The sequence below is a fragment of the Micropruina sp. genome, assembly GCF_047602085.1.
Taxonomy (GTDB): Bacteria; Actinomycetota; Actinomycetes; order Propionibacteriales; family Propionibacteriaceae; genus Micropruina.
The window spans coordinates 221,319-239,668 of sequence record NZ_JASGID010000004.1; the positions used below are offsets into that span (position 1 = coordinate 221,319).

23 protein-coding genes and 1 pseudogene are annotated in these 18,350 nt (G+C 66.0%); 17 read left to right on the forward strand and 7 right to left on the reverse strand.

All coding sequences use genetic code 11. The features are described from left to right. Positions 1-73: 73 nt before the first annotated feature. From QM721_RS07385 to QM721_RS07415, 7 genes and pseudogenes are all read left to right on the forward strand, one after another. Positions 74-607, forward strand: a complete 534-nt coding sequence (locus QM721_RS07385; protein WP_415120513.1) for a TetR/AcrR family transcriptional regulator — start codon at positions 74-76, stop codon at positions 605-607. A gap of 168 nt (positions 608-775) precedes the next feature. Continuing rightward, positions 776-1,240: a bifunctional DNA primase/polymerase gene (locus tag QM721_RS07390; RefSeq protein ID WP_415120515.1), complete on the forward strand. Its 465-nt coding sequence runs from the start codon at positions 776-778 to the stop codon at positions 1,238-1,240. Further along, positions 1,237-1,726, forward strand: a pseudogene (locus QM721_RS07395) (ISL3 family transposase); the annotation flags it as partial. The gene QM721_RS07390 and the pseudogene QM721_RS07395, both read left to right, overlap by 4 nt. Positions 1,727-2,429: 703 nt before the next feature. Continuing rightward, on the forward strand, positions 2,430-2,849 hold the full coding sequence (locus QM721_RS07400; RefSeq protein ID WP_415120517.1) for a type IV toxin-antitoxin system AbiEi family antitoxin domain-containing protein: 420 nt from the start codon (positions 2,430-2,432) through the stop codon (positions 2,847-2,849). 134 nt (positions 2,850-2,983) lie between these two features. Beyond that, complete coding sequence (locus QM721_RS07405; RefSeq protein WP_415120519.1) at positions 2,984-3,559, forward strand: nucleotidyl transferase AbiEii/AbiGii toxin family protein; 576 nt, start codon at positions 2,984-2,986, stop codon at positions 3,557-3,559. A 150-nt stretch (positions 3,560-3,709) separates the two neighbouring features. Continuing rightward, positions 3,710-4,162 carry a GNAT family N-acetyltransferase gene (locus QM721_RS07410; protein WP_415120521.1) on the forward strand — a complete coding sequence of 151 codons (453 nt, stop codon included), beginning with the start codon at positions 3,710-3,712 and terminating at the stop codon, positions 4,160-4,162. A 17-nt stretch (positions 4,163-4,179) separates the two neighbouring features. After that, a complete protein-coding gene (locus tag QM721_RS07415) occupies positions 4,180-4,500 on the forward strand; it encodes a dienelactone hydrolase family protein (protein ID WP_415120523.1) in 321 nt (106 codons plus the stop codon). Between the two features lie 27 nt (positions 4,501-4,527). Here the strand turns inward: QM721_RS07415 and QM721_RS07420 are convergent, their stop codons facing one another. From QM721_RS07420 to QM721_RS07435, 4 genes are all read right to left on the reverse strand, one after another. Continuing rightward, positions 4,528-5,073, reverse strand: coding sequence for a hypothetical protein (locus QM721_RS07420; protein ID WP_415120525.1), 546 nt, complete (start codon positions 5,071-5,073; stop codon positions 4,528-4,530). A gap of 557 nt (positions 5,074-5,630) precedes the next feature. Next, a complete protein-coding gene (locus tag QM721_RS07425; RefSeq protein WP_415120527.1) occupies positions 5,631-6,005 on the reverse strand; it encodes a hypothetical protein in 375 nt (124 codons plus the stop codon). Further along, complete coding sequence (locus QM721_RS07430; protein ID WP_415120529.1) at positions 6,005-6,196, reverse strand: hypothetical protein; 192 nt, start codon at positions 6,194-6,196, stop codon at positions 6,005-6,007. Before QM721_RS07430 ends, QM721_RS07425 begins: the two co-directional genes overlap by 1 nt. After that, complete coding sequence (locus QM721_RS07435) at positions 6,196-6,636, reverse strand: helix-turn-helix domain-containing protein (protein WP_415120531.1); 441 nt, start codon at positions 6,634-6,636, stop codon at positions 6,196-6,198. The genes QM721_RS07430 and QM721_RS07435 overlap by 1 nt, the downstream gene beginning before the upstream one ends. Before the next feature lie 302 nt (positions 6,637-6,938). On the opposite strand from QM721_RS07435, the gene QM721_RS07440 reads away from it, so the two are divergent. Next, positions 6,939-7,598: a hypothetical protein gene (locus tag QM721_RS07440; protein WP_415120533.1), complete on the forward strand. Its 660-nt coding sequence runs from the start codon at positions 6,939-6,941 to the stop codon at positions 7,596-7,598. A 101-nt stretch (positions 7,599-7,699) separates the two neighbouring features. Here the strand turns inward: QM721_RS07440 and QM721_RS07445 are convergent, their stop codons facing one another. Both QM721_RS07445 and QM721_RS07450 read right to left on the reverse strand, forming a co-directional pair. Further along, on the reverse strand, positions 7,700-8,161 hold the full coding sequence (locus QM721_RS07445) for a helix-turn-helix domain-containing protein (RefSeq protein ID WP_415120535.1): 462 nt from the start codon (positions 8,159-8,161) through the stop codon (positions 7,700-7,702). After that, the gene (locus QM721_RS07450) at positions 8,128-8,523 is read right to left on the reverse strand and encodes a hypothetical protein (RefSeq protein ID WP_415120537.1); all 396 of its coding nucleotides are present in this window, start codon (positions 8,521-8,523) and stop codon (positions 8,128-8,130) included. Before QM721_RS07450 ends, QM721_RS07445 begins: the two co-directional genes overlap by 34 nt. A 384-nt stretch (positions 8,524-8,907) precedes the next feature. Between QM721_RS07450 and QM721_RS07455 the strand changes: the two genes are divergently transcribed. Genes QM721_RS07455 through QM721_RS07470 form a run of 4 tightly spaced genes read left to right on the forward strand, consistent with a single transcriptional unit; the run spans position 8,908 to position 12,242 of the window. After that, positions 8,908-9,624, forward strand: coding sequence for a chromosome partitioning protein ParB (locus QM721_RS07455; protein ID WP_415120539.1), 717 nt, complete (start codon positions 8,908-8,910; stop codon positions 9,622-9,624). A 33-nt stretch (positions 9,625-9,657) separates the two neighbouring features. Next, positions 9,658-10,350, forward strand: a complete 693-nt coding sequence (locus QM721_RS07460; protein ID WP_415120541.1) for a hypothetical protein — start codon at positions 9,658-9,660, stop codon at positions 10,348-10,350. 9 nt (positions 10,351-10,359) lie between these two features. Then, on the forward strand, positions 10,360-11,976 hold the full coding sequence (locus QM721_RS07465; RefSeq protein ID WP_415120543.1) for a M23 family metallopeptidase: 1,617 nt from the start codon (positions 10,360-10,362) through the stop codon (positions 11,974-11,976). Next, positions 11,976-12,242, forward strand: coding sequence for a DUF6112 family protein (locus tag QM721_RS07470; RefSeq protein ID WP_415120545.1), 267 nt, complete (start codon positions 11,976-11,978; stop codon positions 12,240-12,242). Before QM721_RS07465 ends, QM721_RS07470 begins: the two co-directional genes overlap by 1 nt. Positions 12,243-12,297: 55 nt before the next feature. Here the strand turns inward: QM721_RS07470 and QM721_RS07475 are convergent, their stop codons facing one another. Beyond that, positions 12,298-13,377, reverse strand: a complete 1,080-nt coding sequence (locus QM721_RS07475; RefSeq protein ID WP_415120547.1) for a PDDEXK nuclease domain-containing protein — start codon at positions 13,375-13,377, stop codon at positions 12,298-12,300. Positions 13,378-13,503: 126 nt separating this feature from the next. Here QM721_RS07475 and QM721_RS07480 point away from each other — a divergent pair, with 126 nt between their 5' ends. The 5 genes from QM721_RS07480 (at position 13,504) to QM721_RS07500 (ending at position 18,323) form a co-directional block, all read left to right on the forward strand. Further along, positions 13,504-13,827 carry a DUF6112 family protein gene (locus tag QM721_RS07480; protein WP_128773218.1) on the forward strand — a complete coding sequence of 108 codons (324 nt, stop codon included), beginning with the start codon at positions 13,504-13,506 and terminating at the stop codon, positions 13,825-13,827. Between the two features lie 34 nt (positions 13,828-13,861). Beyond that, positions 13,862-15,277 (forward strand): conjugal transfer protein TrbL, encoded by a 1,416-nt coding sequence (locus QM721_RS07485; RefSeq protein WP_415120549.1) that lies wholly within the window; start codon positions 13,862-13,864, stop codon positions 15,275-15,277. A 6-nt stretch (positions 15,278-15,283) separates the two neighbouring features. Further along, a complete protein-coding gene (locus tag QM721_RS07490) occupies positions 15,284-16,696 on the forward strand; it encodes an SCO6880 family protein (RefSeq protein WP_415120551.1) in 1,413 nt (470 codons plus the stop codon). 370 nt (positions 16,697-17,066) lie between these two features. Further along, positions 17,067-17,411, forward strand: coding sequence for a hypothetical protein (locus tag QM721_RS07495; protein WP_415120553.1), 345 nt, complete (start codon positions 17,067-17,069; stop codon positions 17,409-17,411). Positions 17,412-17,597: 186 nt separating this feature from the next. Further along, a complete protein-coding gene (locus QM721_RS07500; protein ID WP_415121035.1) occupies positions 17,598-18,323 on the forward strand; it encodes a hypothetical protein in 726 nt (241 codons plus the stop codon). The last annotated feature ends 27 nt before the right edge of the window (positions 18,324-18,350 follow it).

Genomic DNA, 18,350 nt, shown 5'->3' on the forward strand with positions numbered 1-18,350 from the left:
AATTGACGGGAGACGTGCGCAGCAGGTCTTCGGCGTGCGGCTACGGGCCGATGCCTACGCCAAAGCGGTCGAAGTGCTCGAAGCCGCCGACCGTCTGCTCCGGGCGAACCCGGCAGCCACGCTCGAAGAGATCGCGCAGGAATCGGGAGCGTCGCGGGCCACGATCTACCGTCGGTTCCCCACCCGAAACGACCTGCTCATTGCTCTGTCGCGGTGGGCGGTCGGTCGCATCGTGACCGCATTGGAAGGCGCGCAGATCGGCGCGGCACCCGCCGAGGACGCACTGTTCCGGGCGACGCGGAACGTCATCGAAGTCAAGGTCGGCCTAGAGTTCGCTCGCACACTCGCCCCTGCCGATGATCCGATCGTCTCCGAACTACAGACCCGGATGCGCGACCTCGCGACCGCTCTGCTCACCGAATGCCAGACCACAGGAATCATCAACAGCGACGCCGACCTCGACTGGGCCCTGACAGTGTTCTACGCCCTCGTCCACGAAGCCGCCATGAACGGCACCACAAGCGACGAGACAACAGCCGACCAAATGGCCACCCGCGTCGTCGACACACTGCTACACGGCCTCGGAACACCCACCAGCGCAGACTGAGAACCGCAGAAACAAGCCGATCATTATGGGTCACTCCGCTGCGGGGTGACCTCCGGTGGAAAGCAGGTCGGCGATGAACGAGGTGCACGACGCCCGCGCGGCGCATGACGTGAGCAGCGTGTCGCGTCGGTCGCAGCGGCCTTCGCGCGGCGCGACTCTGGTGTGCCGTTGCCGCTGGTCGCGTCCGAGTTGGCTCGGCTGGGTGTGCCGGTGTTCCCGTGCGCGCCGGGCGAGAAGCGTCCTATCCCTGAGCGCAGCTTCCACGACGCCACCGCCGACACCGAACGGGTGGAAGCGTGGTGGCGGCAGCAACCTGACGCGAATCTCGCGATCCCGACCGGCGCAGCCTCGGGTGTCGTCGTCGATGTCGACGTACACGGCGTGAACGGCTATGCCGCGCTCGAACGCGCGTCGGTCTCTGGGTTGCTCTGTCTGCGCCGTTGGCGGTTATGGCCACGCCGACACCATCAATTGATGTGGCTCATCGCAATCGAGGGTGTAAGCGGTGGTGCGATGTGGGCGGCGCGTCGGTGCCGGCGTGAGGGTCGAGGTCTTCCGATGATGGGAGTTCTCACGCTGCCCATCGGGAAGGCTTCGACGCGTTTTACGCTACCTTCGCCAGCCCCGACCTGACTATGTTTCTGCCGTGTCGACGAGCTTGGCCTGGAGGTGGTTGGGCAACGGCTCGAGCCAGGCCGGGCGGTGCGGGCCTGCCGGGTCGTCGAACCGGACGACTGGTGTCAGCGGTGCGGCCAGCAAGGTGTGCTGCGGGACACCATCGTGCGTCGCCTCGCGTACGAGCCGCTGGGGTGGCGACTGACCGTGCTGGAGGCGCTGGTGAGGCGGTACCGCTGTTCGGATTGTTGGGATGTATGGCGCCAAGACACCAACCGGGCCGCCGAGCCGAAGGCAAGGCTGTCACGGCGTGCGTTGCGGTGGGCGCTGGAAGGGATCGTCGTCCAGCACCTCACCGTCGCCGGGATCGCCGAGGGGCTCGCCGTGGCGTGGAACACCGCCAACGATGCTGTTCTGGTCGAGGGCAAGCGGGTCCTGATCAACGACCCTCAGCGGTTCGACGGTGTCACCACGATCTGGGTCGATGAGCACTTGGTGCGCCACGAGGTGCTGATGTTTCTGATGCAGGTGGGAGACCTGCGTGGCCTGGCCGTCGTAGCGGTCGGGTGAAGCTGGCAGCAGCCTGGCCCTGGGGAACGCGGGCGTGGGGTGGGAGCAGCCGCGACGAAGTCAGGACGGTCCAGTACTGCCGGATGGGCTGGGTCTGGCGAGCAAGACGGGAAGGTGTACGCGAGGAACCAGTGCCGTAAAGCGGTTCAGACATCTCGGAACCCTGTCCTGCAATCGCACTGTCGTCTGTGTGGCATACGGCCAAGGATATGAATCGCGGTCTTCCGACGCTTTCTGTCTCGCGTAAGAAGCGCAACTGCGATGACACCGGCTCGGATGAGTGCATTGAGCAAGATCACCACTGCCGAAAGAACGCACGCTGAAAGCAGCAGAGTCAGTGGGTCAAGGCATTGATGGCTCCAGCTGGAGCCCGGCATGTCCGCTATATGCTGCCAAGTTCAGCAGGCTCCGATCGGAAGTAATTTGTGCTGCTTGGAGCGGGCCAACTAAATTAACGCCCCCCCCTGGGAGCACGGGACTCAGCATCCGTTTGGACGCCCTCCCCTTCCAGCTTCGACCTACCGCCTGCACCTCACTATTGCTGACGAGCTCTTTTCCGCCTTCTGTCCCGATGACACGATTCGCCGTCAGAAACACTTACCTGTGTCCATTTTGTGTCGGATGGAAGGTGGCGGCGATGTCGACGTTGAGGCCGGGCACGGCCGAGCAGGCGGGCCTGTCGCGCAGTGGACTGTATCGCACGGCGCGTGAGGGGCGGCTGGAGCGGATCGCTCGTGGCATCTATCTGTCGACTGACGCCGCAGCAGCGGACTGGGACTGGATCGAGGCTGCGACTCGTCGCCCGGATGCGACGATCTGCTTGGCGTCGGCGCTCGCGCACCATGAGTTGACTGATGCGATCCCCGCAGCGCTGGATGTCGCGATCCCGCGCGGTTCGCGCACGCCGACGAGCACGGGCGCGATCGCGTGGCATCAGTTCGACCGGTCAACATTCGAGATCGGCCCGGAGGCAATCCCGATTCCGGGTCCTGATCAGACGATCGGGATCTACTCGCCCGAGTGGTCGATCACCGATGCGTTCCGGCTGCGGGGCTAGGTCGGGTACGATCTGGCGCGCGAGTAGTTTGAGGAGTGGCTGCGCCGCGACGGGAAACCGGCCCGGCTCATCGAGATCGCCTCTCAGCTTCCTGGGGCGAAGTCTCCGACCCTTCAGGAACTGGAGGCGCTGGCATGAGCGTGGGAGATGAAGTGTTCCGTCGCCTCCAATCCGCAGCCCGCTCCGCCGCGGCGAAGGCTGGGACGGGTGCGCCGACGCAGGAGTATCTGATCCGACACACCCTGGAGTCATTCCTGGACCGGCTCGCCCGCACCGCCCATGCCGAGGACTTCCTGCTCAAGGGCGGGATACTGCTGGCCACCTATGGCGTGCGGCGCCCGACCAAGGATGGCGACGCGAGCGCCGTCGGAGCGGACGTCACCGCCAATCACCTCATCGTAGTGGTTCATGACATCGCCTCCGTCGAGGTCGATGACGGGGTGGTGTTCAATCTCGACTCGATCAGCGTGCAGGAGATCCGCGAGCACGCCGACCACGACGTGGAAACTCTCGTAGGCGAAAATGTGGATGCGCATCTGTCAATAGTCGAGCGCCACTCGCAGCTCCCGGAGATACGACTGCAATCCATCTTTGAAGACCATGCCCTGGATGTCGACGAGGGGCAAGCCTGCCTCGTCGATATTGAGGTGCTCCTGGGACCTGAGAGCGCAGCCATCAGAATCGCCTCATGCCCACACATGTTCGTATGAACCGCCAGCGGAGCGCAGCCGCACAGGGATTCTCCACCCCCGACGGGGATGGCCTCCGGCCGGCCCGACTAGAAACGGAAGAAGATGATTGGAAAAGGCACCACCAGCCAGGGCCGCGAGGATCGGAGCCCTAGGTTCTCCTATTCGAGAATGACCACAGGCGTGGCCCGTGAGATTGCTGACAACTGGAAGTATCCGCCTCCCTACGACTTTTACGACATGACGGCCGACCCAGAAGACTATGCCGAGTTCGTGATGCCAGAGTCGTGGCACAAGGTGTGCTTGCAGGTCCGCGTCGATGGGCAGTTGTTCGGCTTCCTCTCTGGCCGGTTCCTCGCGGACGGGCGTGGTCTGGAAATCGGACTGGGCATGCACCCCAATCTGACGGGAAAAGGGCTGGGCCGCGCGTTCATGGAGGCAAATCTAGCTTGGTTGCGGGAAGACAGTCCCGGTACACCCATCCGCCTCAACGTTGCAGCGTTCAATGCCCGGGCTATCAGAACATACGAGGGCGTCGGATTCTGCCGTGTGCGTACCTTCACGCAGGCTACTAACGGCGGTACGTTTGATTTCATCGAAATGGAACACGAAGGACACCCCTAGCCTCGAACGGTGGCGGGATGGCTACCTTTGTCGCCTGCAACAGGAATGTCGAGCGCGTCGTCCTCTGCTCCGGTGCTCTCCCGCTTCACAGGATCGGCGTGGAGCATTGGCCGGCGGGCATGCCTGCGCAACTGCATTACACGCTCGATGACCCTTTCAAAACAGATGGGTCTGTCGAGTCGGTCTTGCGATCAGTGAACGGGGCCGGTGCGATCGCCGAATACATCCAGTACCCCGGCTCAGGACACCTCTTCACCAACCCTTCGCTTCCAGGCGAGTATGACGCTCAATCAGCGGCCGCGCTCTGGGCACACGTCACCACTTTCCTCGACGTCTGACGTCGTCTGTGGAACGTGGCTCGTCCGTTACGGGCGTGCTGTCAAGGTTGCTGTGAGGGTCGTGGTGTCGCGGATGTACTCGGCCAGCTCCGGCGATAGCAGTTCGGAGAGGCGCAGCACTTCTGCGTGAGCAGCGATCAGGTCACGCCCCGGCTTGGCCCCGAAGAGCGGTTCGTGATGCGATGCCCGGTTACGGGCCGTATTGATCGTCGTCATCGACCGTTCCACAACAGCGCGGCTCGTCTTCTTCGGCCAGGCATGATGCAAGTACGGCACCCACAGCGCCTTCTCGTGCGCGGCGTCGGTGCAATGCCGCCAGAACCCGAACGACAACTCAGCGATCACCTGCCCCGGCTTCGCAGATGGGCCACCGCAATGGAACCGTGCGTCCGCGACTGTGCTCCGGTTCCGAGCGTTCATATCCGCTCGTCGTCCGTGTCGGGTCCGCCACAGCGGGGCGAGCACCGGCGAGGCCGGGTCGAGCAGCCAATGGTCCGCGGCGTGCCAGTGCTGTCGCATCGCACGGTCGTAGGCGTTGCGGACAGCGACCTCGACATGCGCGATGTCGCGCATGAGCGCCGCCCCGAGTCGCAGGTTCCACTCGTACAGATCAAGCGCCCGTCCACGATCCCCACCGGCTTCGGTCAGATACCGAGCGAACCTCGGCTCGGATAGCCAGGTCTCGACCCATGCGCCCGTGTTACGGCGTCCTGGGTCGGTCACGTCACTCCCTCGGGCAAGTCGGTTGCAGGAATGTCAAAGCCCCGGCGAGATATAGCCCTGTCACCAAGGCCAGCGCTCCACCGGGGCGTCGCCAACAAGAATACCAGCTAACCCGCCCCGGCAAGCATCCACCAGGAACCGTCGCAGCACCCCTCCCGTGCCAGCCCACTGCCGCGCCCGCCCACGGACCGCATCCGCTGCTCCGGCCTCGGCCCCAGACCTGGCCAGGCCGCCAACAACTCGAATCCACGAATGCACGTATTTTGGGCCAAGCGCGTCGAGCAGGAACAGCAGCGGCAGCGGACAGTAGCGAGAAGGCGACAGCTCCCTGAGCCGTTCGATCACGGCGCACGCCGCAGCGGCCCACGCCACGATGAGCCAGCACGCGGCTTGTAGACGTCTCGCGCCTATGCGGTGGGGTTTCCGAGTGTCTGGCGGATCAGGTCTGCCGTGTGGGGTGTATCGACCGCGAGGCGATCCAACACATCCGACGCGACGGTATTCCGGCCCCAGGCGCGGGCGATCCCGGTCGTAATCCTGCCCAGCGTGTCCGGGTGCGCTTCGTGGAGCCCGGCGAGAAAGGCATCCGGGTGCTGGGCTTCGATACCCCACGGGCCGAGAGCGTCGCTGGGAAAGTCACGCAGGTTCCGGGTGACGATGACCTGCGCCCCGGCGTGGATCGCAGCGGCCACAACGTGCCTATCGTCGGGGTCGGGGAGTTCGAGCTTGTCGATCAGGGGCTCATAGCCGGTGACCGCCACATCGCGGATGGCGTCGTTCATCAGCCGCCGGGTGCGATCCAGCCTGGCCGGGTCAAGGTCTGGACGATTCGCCGGAGGTTGCCGAACACTTCATCAAGAATCTGATCTGTCCACTTCGGCTGCACCAGCCGCGCCAAACCGACCCGGATCAGCACATCCCTGAGCGTGGACGGGTAGAGAACATTCGCGTCATAGACGACCACCCGCGACATCAAGACAACCCGAGCGCGTGCGCCTCCGCCGCCAGTTCATCCGACGCTGCCGTCCGGCGGGCGTCGTCCTCTCGCAGGTAACGCACCAGTGACGCGGCCATGACGCGACGATGGGTGCCGACCGTGCGGTAGGCGATGTGCCCGGCATCGAGCAGACCGATCAGGAACGGGCGCGACACGTTCAGCGCATCTGCTGCCTGCTGCGTGGTCAACTCCGCGTGGGCGGGTACGAGAGTCACACCCTCACCATGGGCGAAGCTATCGAGCACACGGGCGAGCGCGACCAGCGCCGAGCCCGGCACCTCCAACTCTCCGCCCGATCCGCCCAGGCTCAGCCGCACCGGAATGTTCGCATCTCGTGCGGCATCAAGACCGCGCAACGCCGAGGCCGCCAGCTCCGCGTCCGTAGGTTCGGGCACCAATGTCGCGATGGAGCTCATCATCTCACCCCTCTCAATCGAAACTATCGAAGCAATCGCAACAAGTGTAACGCCAATGCATCGATTTCAGCAGGTACTCGCACCCCTTGCCGGACGACATGACCCGGATCGTCATCACCACGACAGCCCCTCCCCGAGACACGCTCGAAAGGACTGTCTCAGGGGTCAGGTGGGCGCTCCGCGCCCGAGCGCTACTGGCGCAGGGACCGTATTCGAGTGGCGTGAATAGGTCTTCTGGTGACGTCAGCCAGCGCGTTCGTGGTCGGGTCATCCCGAGGGCCGGCCGCCGATATCCTGGGGCGATGACGACGCTGATCTCGGTGGCGACTCCGCGCTTCTGGTGGCGGGCGACGGCGAAGCAGGTTCGGGGTTGGGTTCCGCAGGACCCTGACGCCGAGGATGGTGGGCAGCGTCACTCTGATCGTGACGATCAGCGCTGGCCTCTCATCGCCGCTGTCGTGGCGCGGGTAGGTGATGCGTTGGCGGAGGGCGAGTGGACGGTCGATCCGGACCTCGAGGATCGGGGGCTGGTCGAGGTCGATGGCTACCCGGGCGGGCTCACGCGAACGGAGCAGAACATCGTTTCGGCCTGGTTCAGGTCGTCAGAGGCGGTGCGGTTTGATCCGTGGTTCGAGCCGCTGACCAACGGGCGTCATCGGATATGGGCGACGATGCCGCATTTTGGCGCCGCGTTGATCCCGATCCTTGGTGACGCGCTTGGCTATGCCAATCCTGTAGATGCTGAGGTGCTCGGCGAGGGCTGGCCGAGCCTGTACGCGGCGAACGTCGAGGAGCTTGACGCTCTGGAGTGGTTCGATACCGGAGACCCGCTGAATGCGTCGTTCAAGTCATCTCTGGTCACTGCGGCGTCCGGCGAGTTTCCCTCACCGGTCGATCCTCTGCCTCCTGCCTCTCGTCTGGCGCCGCCAAGCAGTCGCCCGTGGTGGCGTTTCTGGGCGTGACCGGCTGATCATTGCGCCGCGTCGTCTCGATCACGAGACGGTTCGGCGTGCATCGGATGACGGTGTGGACGCACACGAGAGACCTGATCGCCTGAGAAACCTCAGTCGCCGAGGGCGCGCCGCATCTGCCGGTAGTAACCGGAGGTGACCCCCACATGCTCGCGGAACAACCGGGTTGCGTGGCTCCGGGAAGACCAGTCCACCCGCTGCATCGCCGCTGTAACAGTGAGGTCGGTGTCTCGCAGATGTCTTGCCATCCGCTCGGCGCGGATCATGGTCAAGAAGGCGAGGGGTGTCTTGCCGTATGCCTCGATGAACACGCTGCTTAACCGTGACGGCGACAGGTGAACCTCAGCGGCGAGATCATCGAGCGACCACCGGTGTTCTGGGTTCTCGCGCAGCAACTGCGCGACATGGCGAACCTCTGCGCGTAACGGTGCGAACCGGCGGTCACGCGGGAGCGTGGGCCGGATGTGCGCGCGCTGCGAGGGCGAAAGGCGCACCGGTGAGACCTTGATGTAGGGGGCGATCACATAGGTGATCTGAAACCAGAGCGCCTGCATCCGCAGATAGTGCCGCACCGGGTCCCGTCGAGGCTCAGCGCGACCATCTCGTCGAGCCACGGCATTAACATCCCCGCCCGGTCCTCCCCGAGATGCAGGATCTGGGCTGGCTCGGTGTAGGCGGTTTCGGCGAAGCCTTGGGCGTCGAGGCGGTCTTCGAGGAATGCCGCATACTGCCACCGCAACTGGTCGAGCAGGAAGTCGGTGTCCGCGTAGATCGTCGTGACCGTGATGTGGCTCTCGGGTTCTGACCCGCAGAGCACGTTCGCGCCAAGCATCACGACATCGCCGGGTTTGACGACCTGCTGCCCGAACTCGCTGAACAGGAACGCGGAGCCGTCGCGGACGATGATGAACTTCACGCAGTCATACGCGACCGGTTCAACCGTGCGATGCACTGTATGTGTCCGTGCCACCAGCGGAGCGAACTCGCCAGGTAAGGGCGATACCCGGGTGTCCAGATCTGGTTGTGGGCTCTGTTGATGACTTGACAGCGACGTGCGATCCGCCGTGTGCGACGTCCTCGTCATGATCGGGCCTCGACTAAGGAGCGGAACCGATTTGTCTCTACAACGCGAGTCGGTGGGCAGCGGCGATTGCGGCCCGCGCTGCCCACCGTGGCCGTCTGTCAGGCGTTGAACTCGCCGACGACGGTGTAGAGGCCGGGCGCGGCCTTCGCAATCGCGGCGGTACGCGGCGGACTCTCGGATCGGCTCGGGAAACTCCTGGCCGAGCAGGACGACAACATGCTCCACAAGCCCTACAACCAGCTCGAAGCCGCAGGCCTCTACCGCGAGATCAAGGAAGTCATGGCCGAAGACGCCGCCCGCCGGAAGTCCGCCACCCAGTTCAGCAAGGAGAATCAGCCGGGAAATGACGGTGGTGCAAATTTTGCACCACCGTCGAACGGCGCGCTCGGCAAGACCCGGCAACAGGCGGCTGCCATGATCCCCGGCGGCGCTTCACACACCACGCTGGAGAAGATTGGCTACATCGAGGACATCGCCGCCAACCCCGCCCAACCCGGGACGCTCCGGGCAGAGGCTGCGGCGGCGTTGGAGCGGATCGAAGCCGGAGACGCGGTGCATCCGCTCTACCTGGCGATCCGTGAGAGCGCCGATGCCGCGCGTGAGGTGCGGGAGGCGACGATGCACGCCCTCGCCGAGGATGCCGTCGCCCGTGCCAAGGCGATGAAGCAGGGCAAGAAGCCCAAGCCGCGACCGAAGCCGCTCGTGCCCGGCGATGCACCGCCGGTGCGGTATCCGGTGCGGGCGTTCGTCCAGACGTGGGGGGAACTCGCCAGTTGGTGGACCCACTACGACATCGACGTGCTCGCCGTCGAACTGACCGACGACCAGTACGAAAACTTCCTCACCGTCGCCGAAGCCACCGCCCGCTTCGCCGACGACCTCCACACCACACGCGAGACCCACGAAGCACATCCGATCCTGCGCGCACTCTGACACCGACGGGGCGCGGGCGTGCACCTGCCAGGCATGAGCCCTGCACCCACCGATCCCAAGACCCGCCGCCGACTCGTCGCCCTCATCGCCGCTGGCATCGTCCTGCTGCTCCTGGCCGGGGTCGGCGTCTACGGACTCCTCACCGGCCCCCGCACCACGAGCACCACCGATCCGCGCCCCGAGCCGCCGCCGACCGTGACCACGCCGCCGTCGGCGGGGCCATCCACGCCGCGGCTACCGAAGGTTCCAGGAGTGCCGCGCTCTGCCGATCCGGTCGCCTTCGCCGAAGGTGTCGCGAGCACGTTGTTCGCGTGGGATACCGGACTGGGGTTGTGGCCGCTGGACTACGTCTCGGCGATCCTCGCCGTCGGTGACCCCTCCGGGGACGAGCAAGCAGGCCTCGCGTCCGACATCTCGACCTATCTGCCGAACCGGGACGCCTGGATCGAACTACGCCAGTACGCCACGACGCAGCACCTTGTCCTCGATACCTCGTTCGTCCCTGAGGCGTGGGCCGACGCGGTGGCGCAGGCGCAGCCTGGGCAGATCGCACCCGGCGCGACCGCGGTCACGATCGAGGGCACCCGGCAGCGCGCCGGTGTCTGGAACGGCCAGCCCGTCACCTCGGAGCATCCCGTCTCGTTCACCGTGTTCGTGGTCTGCGCCCCGACCTATCCGACCTGTCACCTGTTGCGGCTGTCTCAGCTCGACAACCCCCTGCGCTGAGGTGCCGTCGTGTTCCGCAAGACAGCTATCGCAGCCCTCGCGCTCCTGTTCTTCGCCCCGTCCGTCATCCTGCTCGGGATCGGGGCACTGATGAACCCCGCCGCCGCCAACTGCGCCACTTCGACGGGCACCGTTCATCTCGGACCGATCCCAGACTCGCTGATCGTCATGACGGCAAACGGTGAGACGTTCACTCTGAACCGGCAGCAGCTCACCCACGCCGCCACGATCATCGCCATCGGCAACAGCACCGACGGCGTGGGACGGCCGGGAATCAAGATCGCGCTCATGGCCGCGCTCACCGAGTCCACACTGCGGATGCTGTCGAATACCGGCACCTACCCCGAGAGCGCGAACTACCCCAACGACGGCAACGGCTCCGACCACGACTCCCTGGGCCTGTTCCAGATGCGGCCACAGTCCGGTTGGGGCACTGTCGCCGAGCTCATGGACCCCGTCTATCAAGCCCGCGCGTTCTTCGGCGGGCCGACCGGCCCGAACTACCCCTCACCGCGCGGTCTGCTCGACATTCCCGGCTGGCAGCAGATGGACCCCGGCGAAGCCGCCCAAGCCGTCGAGGTCTCCGCCTATCCCGACCGCTACCGCAACTACGCGCCCGTGGCCGAGGCCATCCTCACCACCCTCACCACAGGCAGCTCCAGTGCGACCCCAGCGGGCGGGCCGGTGGTGTCGTCGTCAAGGGTGGTGTTCCCGCTCCCGGCGGGGGCGTGGGTGGCGACCTCGCCGTTCGGGATGCGCGTGCACCCGATCACCGGCGAATACAAGCTGCACACCGGAGCGGACTTCGCAGCCCCCGACGGCACCCCGATCCTCGCGGCCGCCGACGGCACCGTCACCGTCGCCGAGTTCACCAGCGGCTACGGCGGTCTCATCGTCATCGAGCACACCATCGACGGCCAGAAAATCGCGACCGCCTATGCGCACATGTGGCAGCACGGCATCCACGTCAAGACCGGCGACCAGGTCCGGGCAGGGCAGCACATCGGCGATGTCGGCTCCTCGGGCTACTCAACCGGAGCGCACCTGCACTTCGAGGTCCGCCAAGGCGGCACCAGCGGTGACTTCATCGACCCCGCAGCCTGGCTCAACCAGCACGGCGCCGCGAACCTCCCCGAAGCAACCGCTGGATCGCCAGCCGCCTGCCGCGGAGCGGGAACCGCAGGCCCGCCCACTGGCGTCGATGGCGACCCTGACCGGCTCGTCGACGATCCCACCACTGGCGGGAAGATCACCGCGCGGCTGCTGCACCTCTACCAGCAGACCCTCGCCGCGTTCCCAGACACCGGTTGGGGTTGCTATTCGCCCCGCCCTGGCACCAAGTCCGAGCACCCCCTCGGGCGGGCGTGCGACATCACCTTCGGCAACCGGATCGGCCAACGCCCCAACCCCGCCCAGCTCGACGCCGGATGGGCCGTGACGAACTGGATGAAAGACAACGCAGGCGTCCTCGGCGTCGAATACCTCATCTGGCAAGGCCAAATCTGGTCCGTAGCTCGTGACGCCGACGGCTGGCGACCCTACAACGGCGGCGGCATGCACGACCCCAACGACGTGACCGGAGGCCACTACGACCACCTCCACGTCACAGTGAAAGTGGGTCAGTGATGGGCGTCTTCCCCGACTTCGACGGACTCGGCGGCATCGGAGACCTCCGCGCCGTCGTCGGCGCCCTACTCACGATCGTGCTGATCGTCGCCGTGCTCATGCTGATCGTCTCCGCGATCGTGTGGGCCATCGCCTCCGCCCACGGCAACTACTCCACCGCAAGCAAAGGCCGTGTCGGCGTCCTCGTCTCGATCGGAGCCGCAGCCCTCGCCGGAGCCGGGGTCGCGTGGATGAACTGGCTCATCAACGTCGGCCAACAACTCTGACGGCAAGGGCCTGGTCGTGTCGCCCGGCCCGGCCCGCTTGGCCGTGCCACCGAGGTCAGTCGTCGCCTGCTGAGGGGAGTTCTCGTCGTGCGAGCCGCTCACGTGCCTCTCGGAGCATGAGTTGGAGTCGCTGTTCGAGTTCGTGCTTGGGTGGCAGCGCTGTCCAGTACTCGGCGACGACGATGCCGTCCTTGTGCATCTCCAGCAGTTCAATCTGTTCACGGCTGGCCTCCGCGCACAGGATGAGACCGACGGGCGCTTCCTCACCTTCCTGGCGCTCATGCCGGTTGAGCCACTTCAGGTAGAGCTTCATCTGACCCTCGTAGCGGGCGTCAAAGTCACCGATCTTGAGCTCGACCGCAACGAGCCGCTTCAAGGGCCGGTGATAGAGGAGCAAGTCGAGGTGGAAATCCTTGCCGTCGATCACCATCCGCTTCTGCCGCTCCACAAACGTGAAGCCCGTGCCTACCTCCAGCAGGAACGCCTCCAGGTCACGCAGGATCGCCGCTTCCAAGTCCGCTTCGAGGTAGCCGTCGTGGAGGCCGAGGAAGTCGAGCAGGTACGGGTCGCTGAACGTGTCTGCGGGAACCAGTGACCCCGGCCCGAGCTGTGAGTCTGCGAGTTCGCGACGTTCGTAGGCTTTGCGGCTGATCGCGCGACGCAGCTCTCGCACTGTCCACCGCCCCGCGACCGCTTCCTCGGCGTAGAAGGCCCGCGCATCCTCGCTGCGCAACGGCAGGAGGGCGAGGAAGTGAGACCAGCTCAATTTCTGTGACAGCGTCACCAGAATCTCACGGTCAGGGAACAGGCGGGACAACTTGACCATCCGGTTCAGGTTCGGCTCGTCGAAGCCCCGCCCGAAGCGGCCCGTCAATTCCTGTGACAGCGTCACCAGAATCTGCGCACCGTACTCGGCGCGCCCGGCCCCGAGCACCTCGGCGTCAATGATCGAGCCGACCTGCCAATACGTCATCGTCAAGGTCGCGTTGGCGTAGGAAGCGATCGACTCACGAGCACCTTCGATGAGAGCCGACACCTGTGCGACCAGATCCTGCTCGGACGACGGCACTGCAGCAACCGAACGACGCGCGAGACCGTCACCTGACTCTCGGCTGCGCGCGGCGGGCTCGTTCATGTTTCAAGTCTCCCAGAAGCCACCGACAAACGCCGGGCGGCTCGGGCAGGCGGGCGCACCTGTGGCGTGTACCCCGTCTGTGCATCCGCGCTGGCGGGCCGACCGCCCGCGTCAAGGAGACCCACCGTGTTCGATCTGCTCACCACTACCGTTCTGCCCGCCGTCGGCCTGGTGCCGATGGACATCAACATCGACCCCAACACCAACGGCCTGCCGGGGATCAACCAGCTGCGCACCATCGTCGGCGCGGTGATGACTATCGGCCTGATCCTCTCCGTCCTCGCGCTGATCGTCTCCGCGATCGTGTGGGGCTTCGGCGCGAACTCCAGCAACCCGCACCTCGCCAGCAGGGGGAAGATCGGCGTCCTCGTCTCCTGCGGCGCAGCGGTGATCTGCGGCGCGTCGGTGACGCTCATCAACTTCTTCTGGAACGTCGGCCAGCAAGTCTGACCCGGCGTCGTCGAGAAGGGCTTGGTGGTTCGTGATGAGCGTGTGCGACATCCCGGTGATCTCCTCGGTCTGCGATGCCGTCGGCGAAGGGGCCGCCACGCTGGTCGCGGCACCGTTCGACTGGCTCGCCCAAGCGATGGGAGCCGCGGCGGGCTGGCTGTTCGAGGCTGTCTGGTCGGTGTTCGACACCACCACCCTCGTCGATGTCACCCGGCCGGGATACGTCAGCGTCTACAACCTGCTGTTCGGTGTCGCGGTGTTCGTGATGCTGATCTTCTTCTGCCTCCAACTCATCACCGGACTCATCCGACGCGACCCCACCGCCCTGACTCGCGCCGCCCTCGGCCTCGCCAAGTCTGTTCTCGGGTCGTTCGTCGTCATCACCCTGACGGCACTGCTGCTGGAGGTGGTGGATCAGCTGTGCATCGGGATCGTCCAAGCCGCAGGGGAGACCACCGAGTCGATGGGCGACAAGATCGCCCTCCTCGCCACCGGCCTGGTCGGGATCAACATTGCCGCCCCCGGTGTCGGGGCGATCATCACGATCTTCATGGCCGGCCTCGCGATCACCGCCGCCGCGATTGTCTGGCTCTCCCTCCTCGTGCGGAAGGCGCTGCTGCTGGTGGCGATCGTGTTCGCCCCGCTCGCGTTCAGCGGTGCGTCGTGGGATGCCTCGCGGGGGTGGATTGGGAAGTGGGCGATGTTCGTCGTCGCGCTGATCTGCTCCAAGCTCGTCCTCGTCGTGATGTTCCTGGTCGCGATCACTCAGGTCTCGGCACCTATCGACGCCGACCTGGCCTCGATCAGCGATCCCATCGCGGGGATCGTGCTGATGGCGATGGCCGCGTTCGCCCCGTACCTGACGTACAAGTTCATCGCGTTCGTCGCGTTCGACATGTACCACGCCATCGGCTCCGAACAAGACGCCAAACACGCACTCAACCGCCCCATCCCCGTCCCCGGACGCGGCGCAGGCGGCGGAGCGGAGGCAAAGAAGGTACTCGACGGCGCAAGCAACACCGGAAGCGGTGGTGGCGGAGGCGCTGGCCGAGGAGGCGGTGACAGCGCACCACCCGCCCCGAAACCAACCCCCGCGTCGCCGGCGGGCGCCGGGGCCTCTGGTGGCGGTGCGGCTGCGTCAGGTGGCGGGGCCGCCGCAGGCGGTAGTGCCGCTGCTGCTGGACCTGCCGCTGCCGTGATCGTCGGAGCGCAGGTCGCCAAGGGAGCCGCCACCGCCGGACCGAAAGCAGGGGCCGCGCTCGGTGCTCACGGTGAACGTGCAGCGGATGCTGCCGCCCAGACACCACCGCCAGCGTCTGCCGCTCAGCCCCCGGCTGCGCCACAGGTTGCGCCGCCGTCGTCGAGTCCGGCACCGCCAGCGCCGAGGAGCGATCCCGCGCCCCCGCCGAAGCCCAGCACACCGCCTGCGCCGCGAGCGCCGAAGGAGTAGTAGATCGTGTCCTCGAATCAGAACCAGCGGCGTACGGGCGATCTCGTGCCGGTGAAGTTCTCCCGCCTCACCCGCCGAGGCATCCTCCTCGGCCTCTCCCTGACCCAGCTCATTACCCTCGCCATCGGCGGCGCCACCCTGATCGTCGCGTTCTACGCAGGCGGCGGGATGCTCCTCGCCTACACCGCCCCAGTCTGGGTGCTCTCGGCCGCGCTGACCTGGATACCGATCGCAGGCAGACCCATCGTCGAATGGCTGCCGGTGACGTGCTGGTGGCTGTGGCGCACCACCGGCGGCCAACTCCTCTACCGGCGCAGGATCGTCGCGCCCCGCCCCGTCGGGACGCTGGCGCTGCCCGGCGACATGGCGAGACTGCGGGAGTTCGATGACCCCGACACCGAGGCCGGGATGATCCACGACCCCCACGCCGCCACCCTGACAGTCGTGTGCGAGGTCACCCACCCGGCGTTCGTGCTCCTCGACCCGGGCGAACAAGAACGCCGCGTCACCTCGTGGGGTCGAGTGCTCGCCACCGTCTGCCGCTCCGGCCGAGTCGCCACCCTCCAAGTCCTGGAACGCACCCTGCCGGACTCCGGCACCGGCCTGGCCGAATGGTGGGCCGCGCACGGCACCCCGGACGGGTCATGGGCCGCCGACACCTACCAAGAGTTGATCGAACGCGCCGGACCCGCTGGTGAACGCCACGCCACCACCCTGTCCCTCAGTCTGGATATGAAGGCGGCGGCCCGGCAGATCAGAACCGCAGGCGGCGGCATCCGTGGCGCGGCGAATGTGCTGCGCCAGGAGATGAACACGCTGGTCGCTGCGCTCCGCTCCGCCGACCTCTCACCCTCCGGCTGGCTCACCCACGGCCAGATCGCCGTCATGCTGCGCTCCGCCTACGACCCCGCCATCGCCGCCACCCTCGAACGCCACGGCCAACTCGGCCAATCCCTCGCCACCGCCGGGCCGGTCGCGGTCACCGAAACCTGGGGCCGGCTGCGCACCGACTCCGCCCACCACGCCGTGCTGTGGGTGAGCGAATGGCCCAGGTCGCTGGTGTATCCAGGGTTCTTGTCGCCGGTGCTCTCGACCGGTATTCAGCGGTCGTTCTCGCTGATCTGCACCCCGATGCGCTCCGACCAAGCCGCCCGCGACATCCGCAAGAAGAAGGTCGAGCACATCTCCGACCAGGCCCAACGGGCGAAGATCGGCCAAATCGAAGACGCCTCCCAAACCGCCGAATACCACGACGTACTCCAACAAGAAGCCGACCTCACCGCAGGCCACGGCATCCTCCGCTACACCGGACTCATCGCCATCTCCGCACCCACCATCGAGGAACTCGACGCCGGCGTCGCCGCGATCGAGCAAGCAGCGATTCAAGCCTCCTGCGAGACCCGCCTCCTCGTCGGCTAGCAAGCCGCCGCATTCACCGCCGCCGCACTGCCCCTGTGCCGACGGGTGTAACGAGTTCCCTCACTCGCTGTCGGTCTGCCGAACGCAAATGTCGTAGGTCGCCGCTATGAATGGGCTACACCGGTCGTCACGAGGAAGGGGATGCATCCGGATGAGTGAATGGGATGCTCACGTCTACTGCACATGCTTCCGAGACGGACTGACCAGCGAGGCTCCCTACCCTCGCTCCGACCTGACGGTGAACCGGTTCGGTGTCGTCACGCTTGTCGGAAGCAACGACCACGCCGAGGACCCAGAAGACCTCTGGTGTTGGCGTGTGGGCATCACAGCGGACGGCGGAGAGGCTCCACCGCCCTGCGCACACAGCGACATGAAGATCGTGGACGCAATCTTCTACTGGCCGGGGAGCCGCTCCTACACAGCCCGGTATCCCGTCTTCGAGGACTCGCTGGCCAAGACCAAACTTCCCGTACTCACTCAGTTGATCTACCGGCAGCAAGCCGACGACTACCCCTCCGGTGGCATCTGGGCCACGACAAGTGAGGCCGTCGAAGCACTCGCTGAACTTCGCGTCCTGGCCAAGGAGCTGCCAGCCGAGATGCCCGCCGCTGACGCATACTTCGCGCGCACGCTCACCGACTTGCTGACCGCATCGGCCACGACGGGAAACCCGGTCATCCTCCACTACAACGGCCTCATCGACGGCGCTTGGTGACTCCCCGGCGACCAAGAACGTAGTGCTTGGAGGAGCCGAGAGCGCACCTGGCTGGTGAACATCCACCGCGTTGCCAGGAGGTCCATGATGCCCACGTTCTTCGATTCCACCGCCGACGCGGCTGAGGCGTCTGAGGCTTTGCGGGGGCTCGCGCATGCGAGCCGCACGTTCGATCAGCCCGCTCAGATGTACGGGGTGATCGGTGACCTGTCTTCGGGGATGCGGTCGCTGCACCAGGTGCTGGAACAGCTCGCTGACGTGCACGAGCGGAAGGCCGCGCACGCGTTCAACGACGACGGCGACCACGCCGCCGGAGTACGGGACGCTCTCGCGGCGGCGGAGGATCTGCGCCGGTCTGCTCGTCTGGTGGATCAGGCTTACGACCGGCTCGCGGAAGGGTTCGTTGCTGCGGGGCGGATCGCGTGGCATCCCGAACCCGCCGTCGAGGAGGCTGTGCCGTCGCGGTGGATCACCGTGGTGTTCTGCCAAGGCGACGAGGCCGATCGTCCGTTGCGCATCCTCGGCGAGCTGGGGCACGTCGATGCGGTGGACTACCTTGCGCAGTGGGACTACGGCGAGGAGACCACCCAGGCGGCGTTGGAGAACGGGGACCTCTACGACGAACCCGGCGAAGGCACCAACGACCGGGTGATGATCTCCGGCGACTACGCCCTGGTCGTCAACCCTGACGTCGGGTACGTCTCCCTGCTGCGCCGCCACGTAGAACCCGACGCGAGCGCCGAAACGATCGACGAGCCGTCCCCGGCGAAGGATGGGCCGGAGCTGCTGGTGTCGTACTCGTCGCCGGGTGCTCCGCGGCGACGTGACGTGCCGACGTCGAGGCTGGGGCGGTCGTGGTTTGAGCCCGCGAAGATCACCGCGGTCCGGGAGTCGCGAGGGCTTGGATTGTGAACCAGGATCGAGAGCGGCTGCACACTG

Bases quoted from the DNA above. Each gene is read 5' to 3' on its own strand.
- QM721_RS07485 (WP_415120549.1), top strand. From the start codon at position 13,862: ATGAGCGTGTGCGACATCCCGGTGATCTCCTCGGTCTGCGATGCCGTC.
- QM721_RS07410 (WP_415120521.1), top strand. From the start codon at position 3,710: ATGACCACAGGCGTGGCCCGTGAGATTGCTGACAACTGGAAGTATCCG.
- QM721_RS07495 (WP_415120553.1), top strand. From the start codon at position 17,067: ATGAAGATCGTGGACGCAATCTTCTACTGGCCGGGGAGCCGCTCCTAC.
- QM721_RS07420 (WP_415120525.1), bottom strand. From the start codon at position 5,073: ATGCGCGACATCGCGCATGTCGAGGTCGCTGTCCGCAACGCCTACGAC.
- QM721_RS07475 (WP_415120547.1), bottom strand. From the start codon at position 13,377: ATGAACGAGCCCGCCGCGCGCAGCCGAGAGTCAGGTGACGGTCTCGCG.
- QM721_RS07425 (WP_415120527.1), bottom strand. From the start codon at position 6,005: ATGAACGACGCCATCCGCGATGTGGCGGTCACCGGCTATGAGCCCCTG.
- QM721_RS07445 (WP_415120535.1), bottom strand. From the start codon at position 8,161: ATGCAGGCGCTCTGGTTTCAGATCACCTATGTGATCGCCCCCTACATC.
- QM721_RS07470 (WP_415120545.1), top strand. From the start codon at position 11,976: ATGGGCGTCTTCCCCGACTTCGACGGACTCGGCGGCATCGGAGACCTC.
- QM721_RS07455 (WP_415120539.1), top strand. From the start codon at position 8,908: ATGCTCCACAAGCCCTACAACCAGCTCGAAGCCGCAGGCCTCTACCGC.
- QM721_RS07415 (WP_415120523.1), top strand. From the start codon at position 4,180: ATGGCTACCTTTGTCGCCTGCAACAGGAATGTCGAGCGCGTCGTCCTC.
- QM721_RS07400 (WP_415120517.1), top strand. From the start codon at position 2,430: ATGTCGACGTTGAGGCCGGGCACGGCCGAGCAGGCGGGCCTGTCGCGC.
- QM721_RS07430 (WP_415120529.1), bottom strand. From the start codon at position 6,196: ATGTCGCGGGTGGTCGTCTATGACGCGAATGTTCTCTACCCGTCCACG.
- QM721_RS07440 (WP_415120533.1), top strand. From the start codon at position 6,939: ATGACGACGCTGATCTCGGTGGCGACTCCGCGCTTCTGGTGGCGGGCG.
- QM721_RS07460 (WP_415120541.1), top strand. From the start codon at position 9,658: ATGAGCCCTGCACCCACCGATCCCAAGACCCGCCGCCGACTCGTCGCC.
- QM721_RS07500 (WP_415121035.1), top strand. From the start codon at position 17,598: ATGTACGGGGTGATCGGTGACCTGTCTTCGGGGATGCGGTCGCTGCAC.
- QM721_RS07405 (WP_415120519.1), top strand. From the start codon at position 2,984: ATGAGCGTGGGAGATGAAGTGTTCCGTCGCCTCCAATCCGCAGCCCGC.
- QM721_RS07435 (WP_415120531.1), bottom strand. From the start codon at position 6,636: ATGAGCTCCATCGCGACATTGGTGCCCGAACCTACGGACGCGGAGCTG.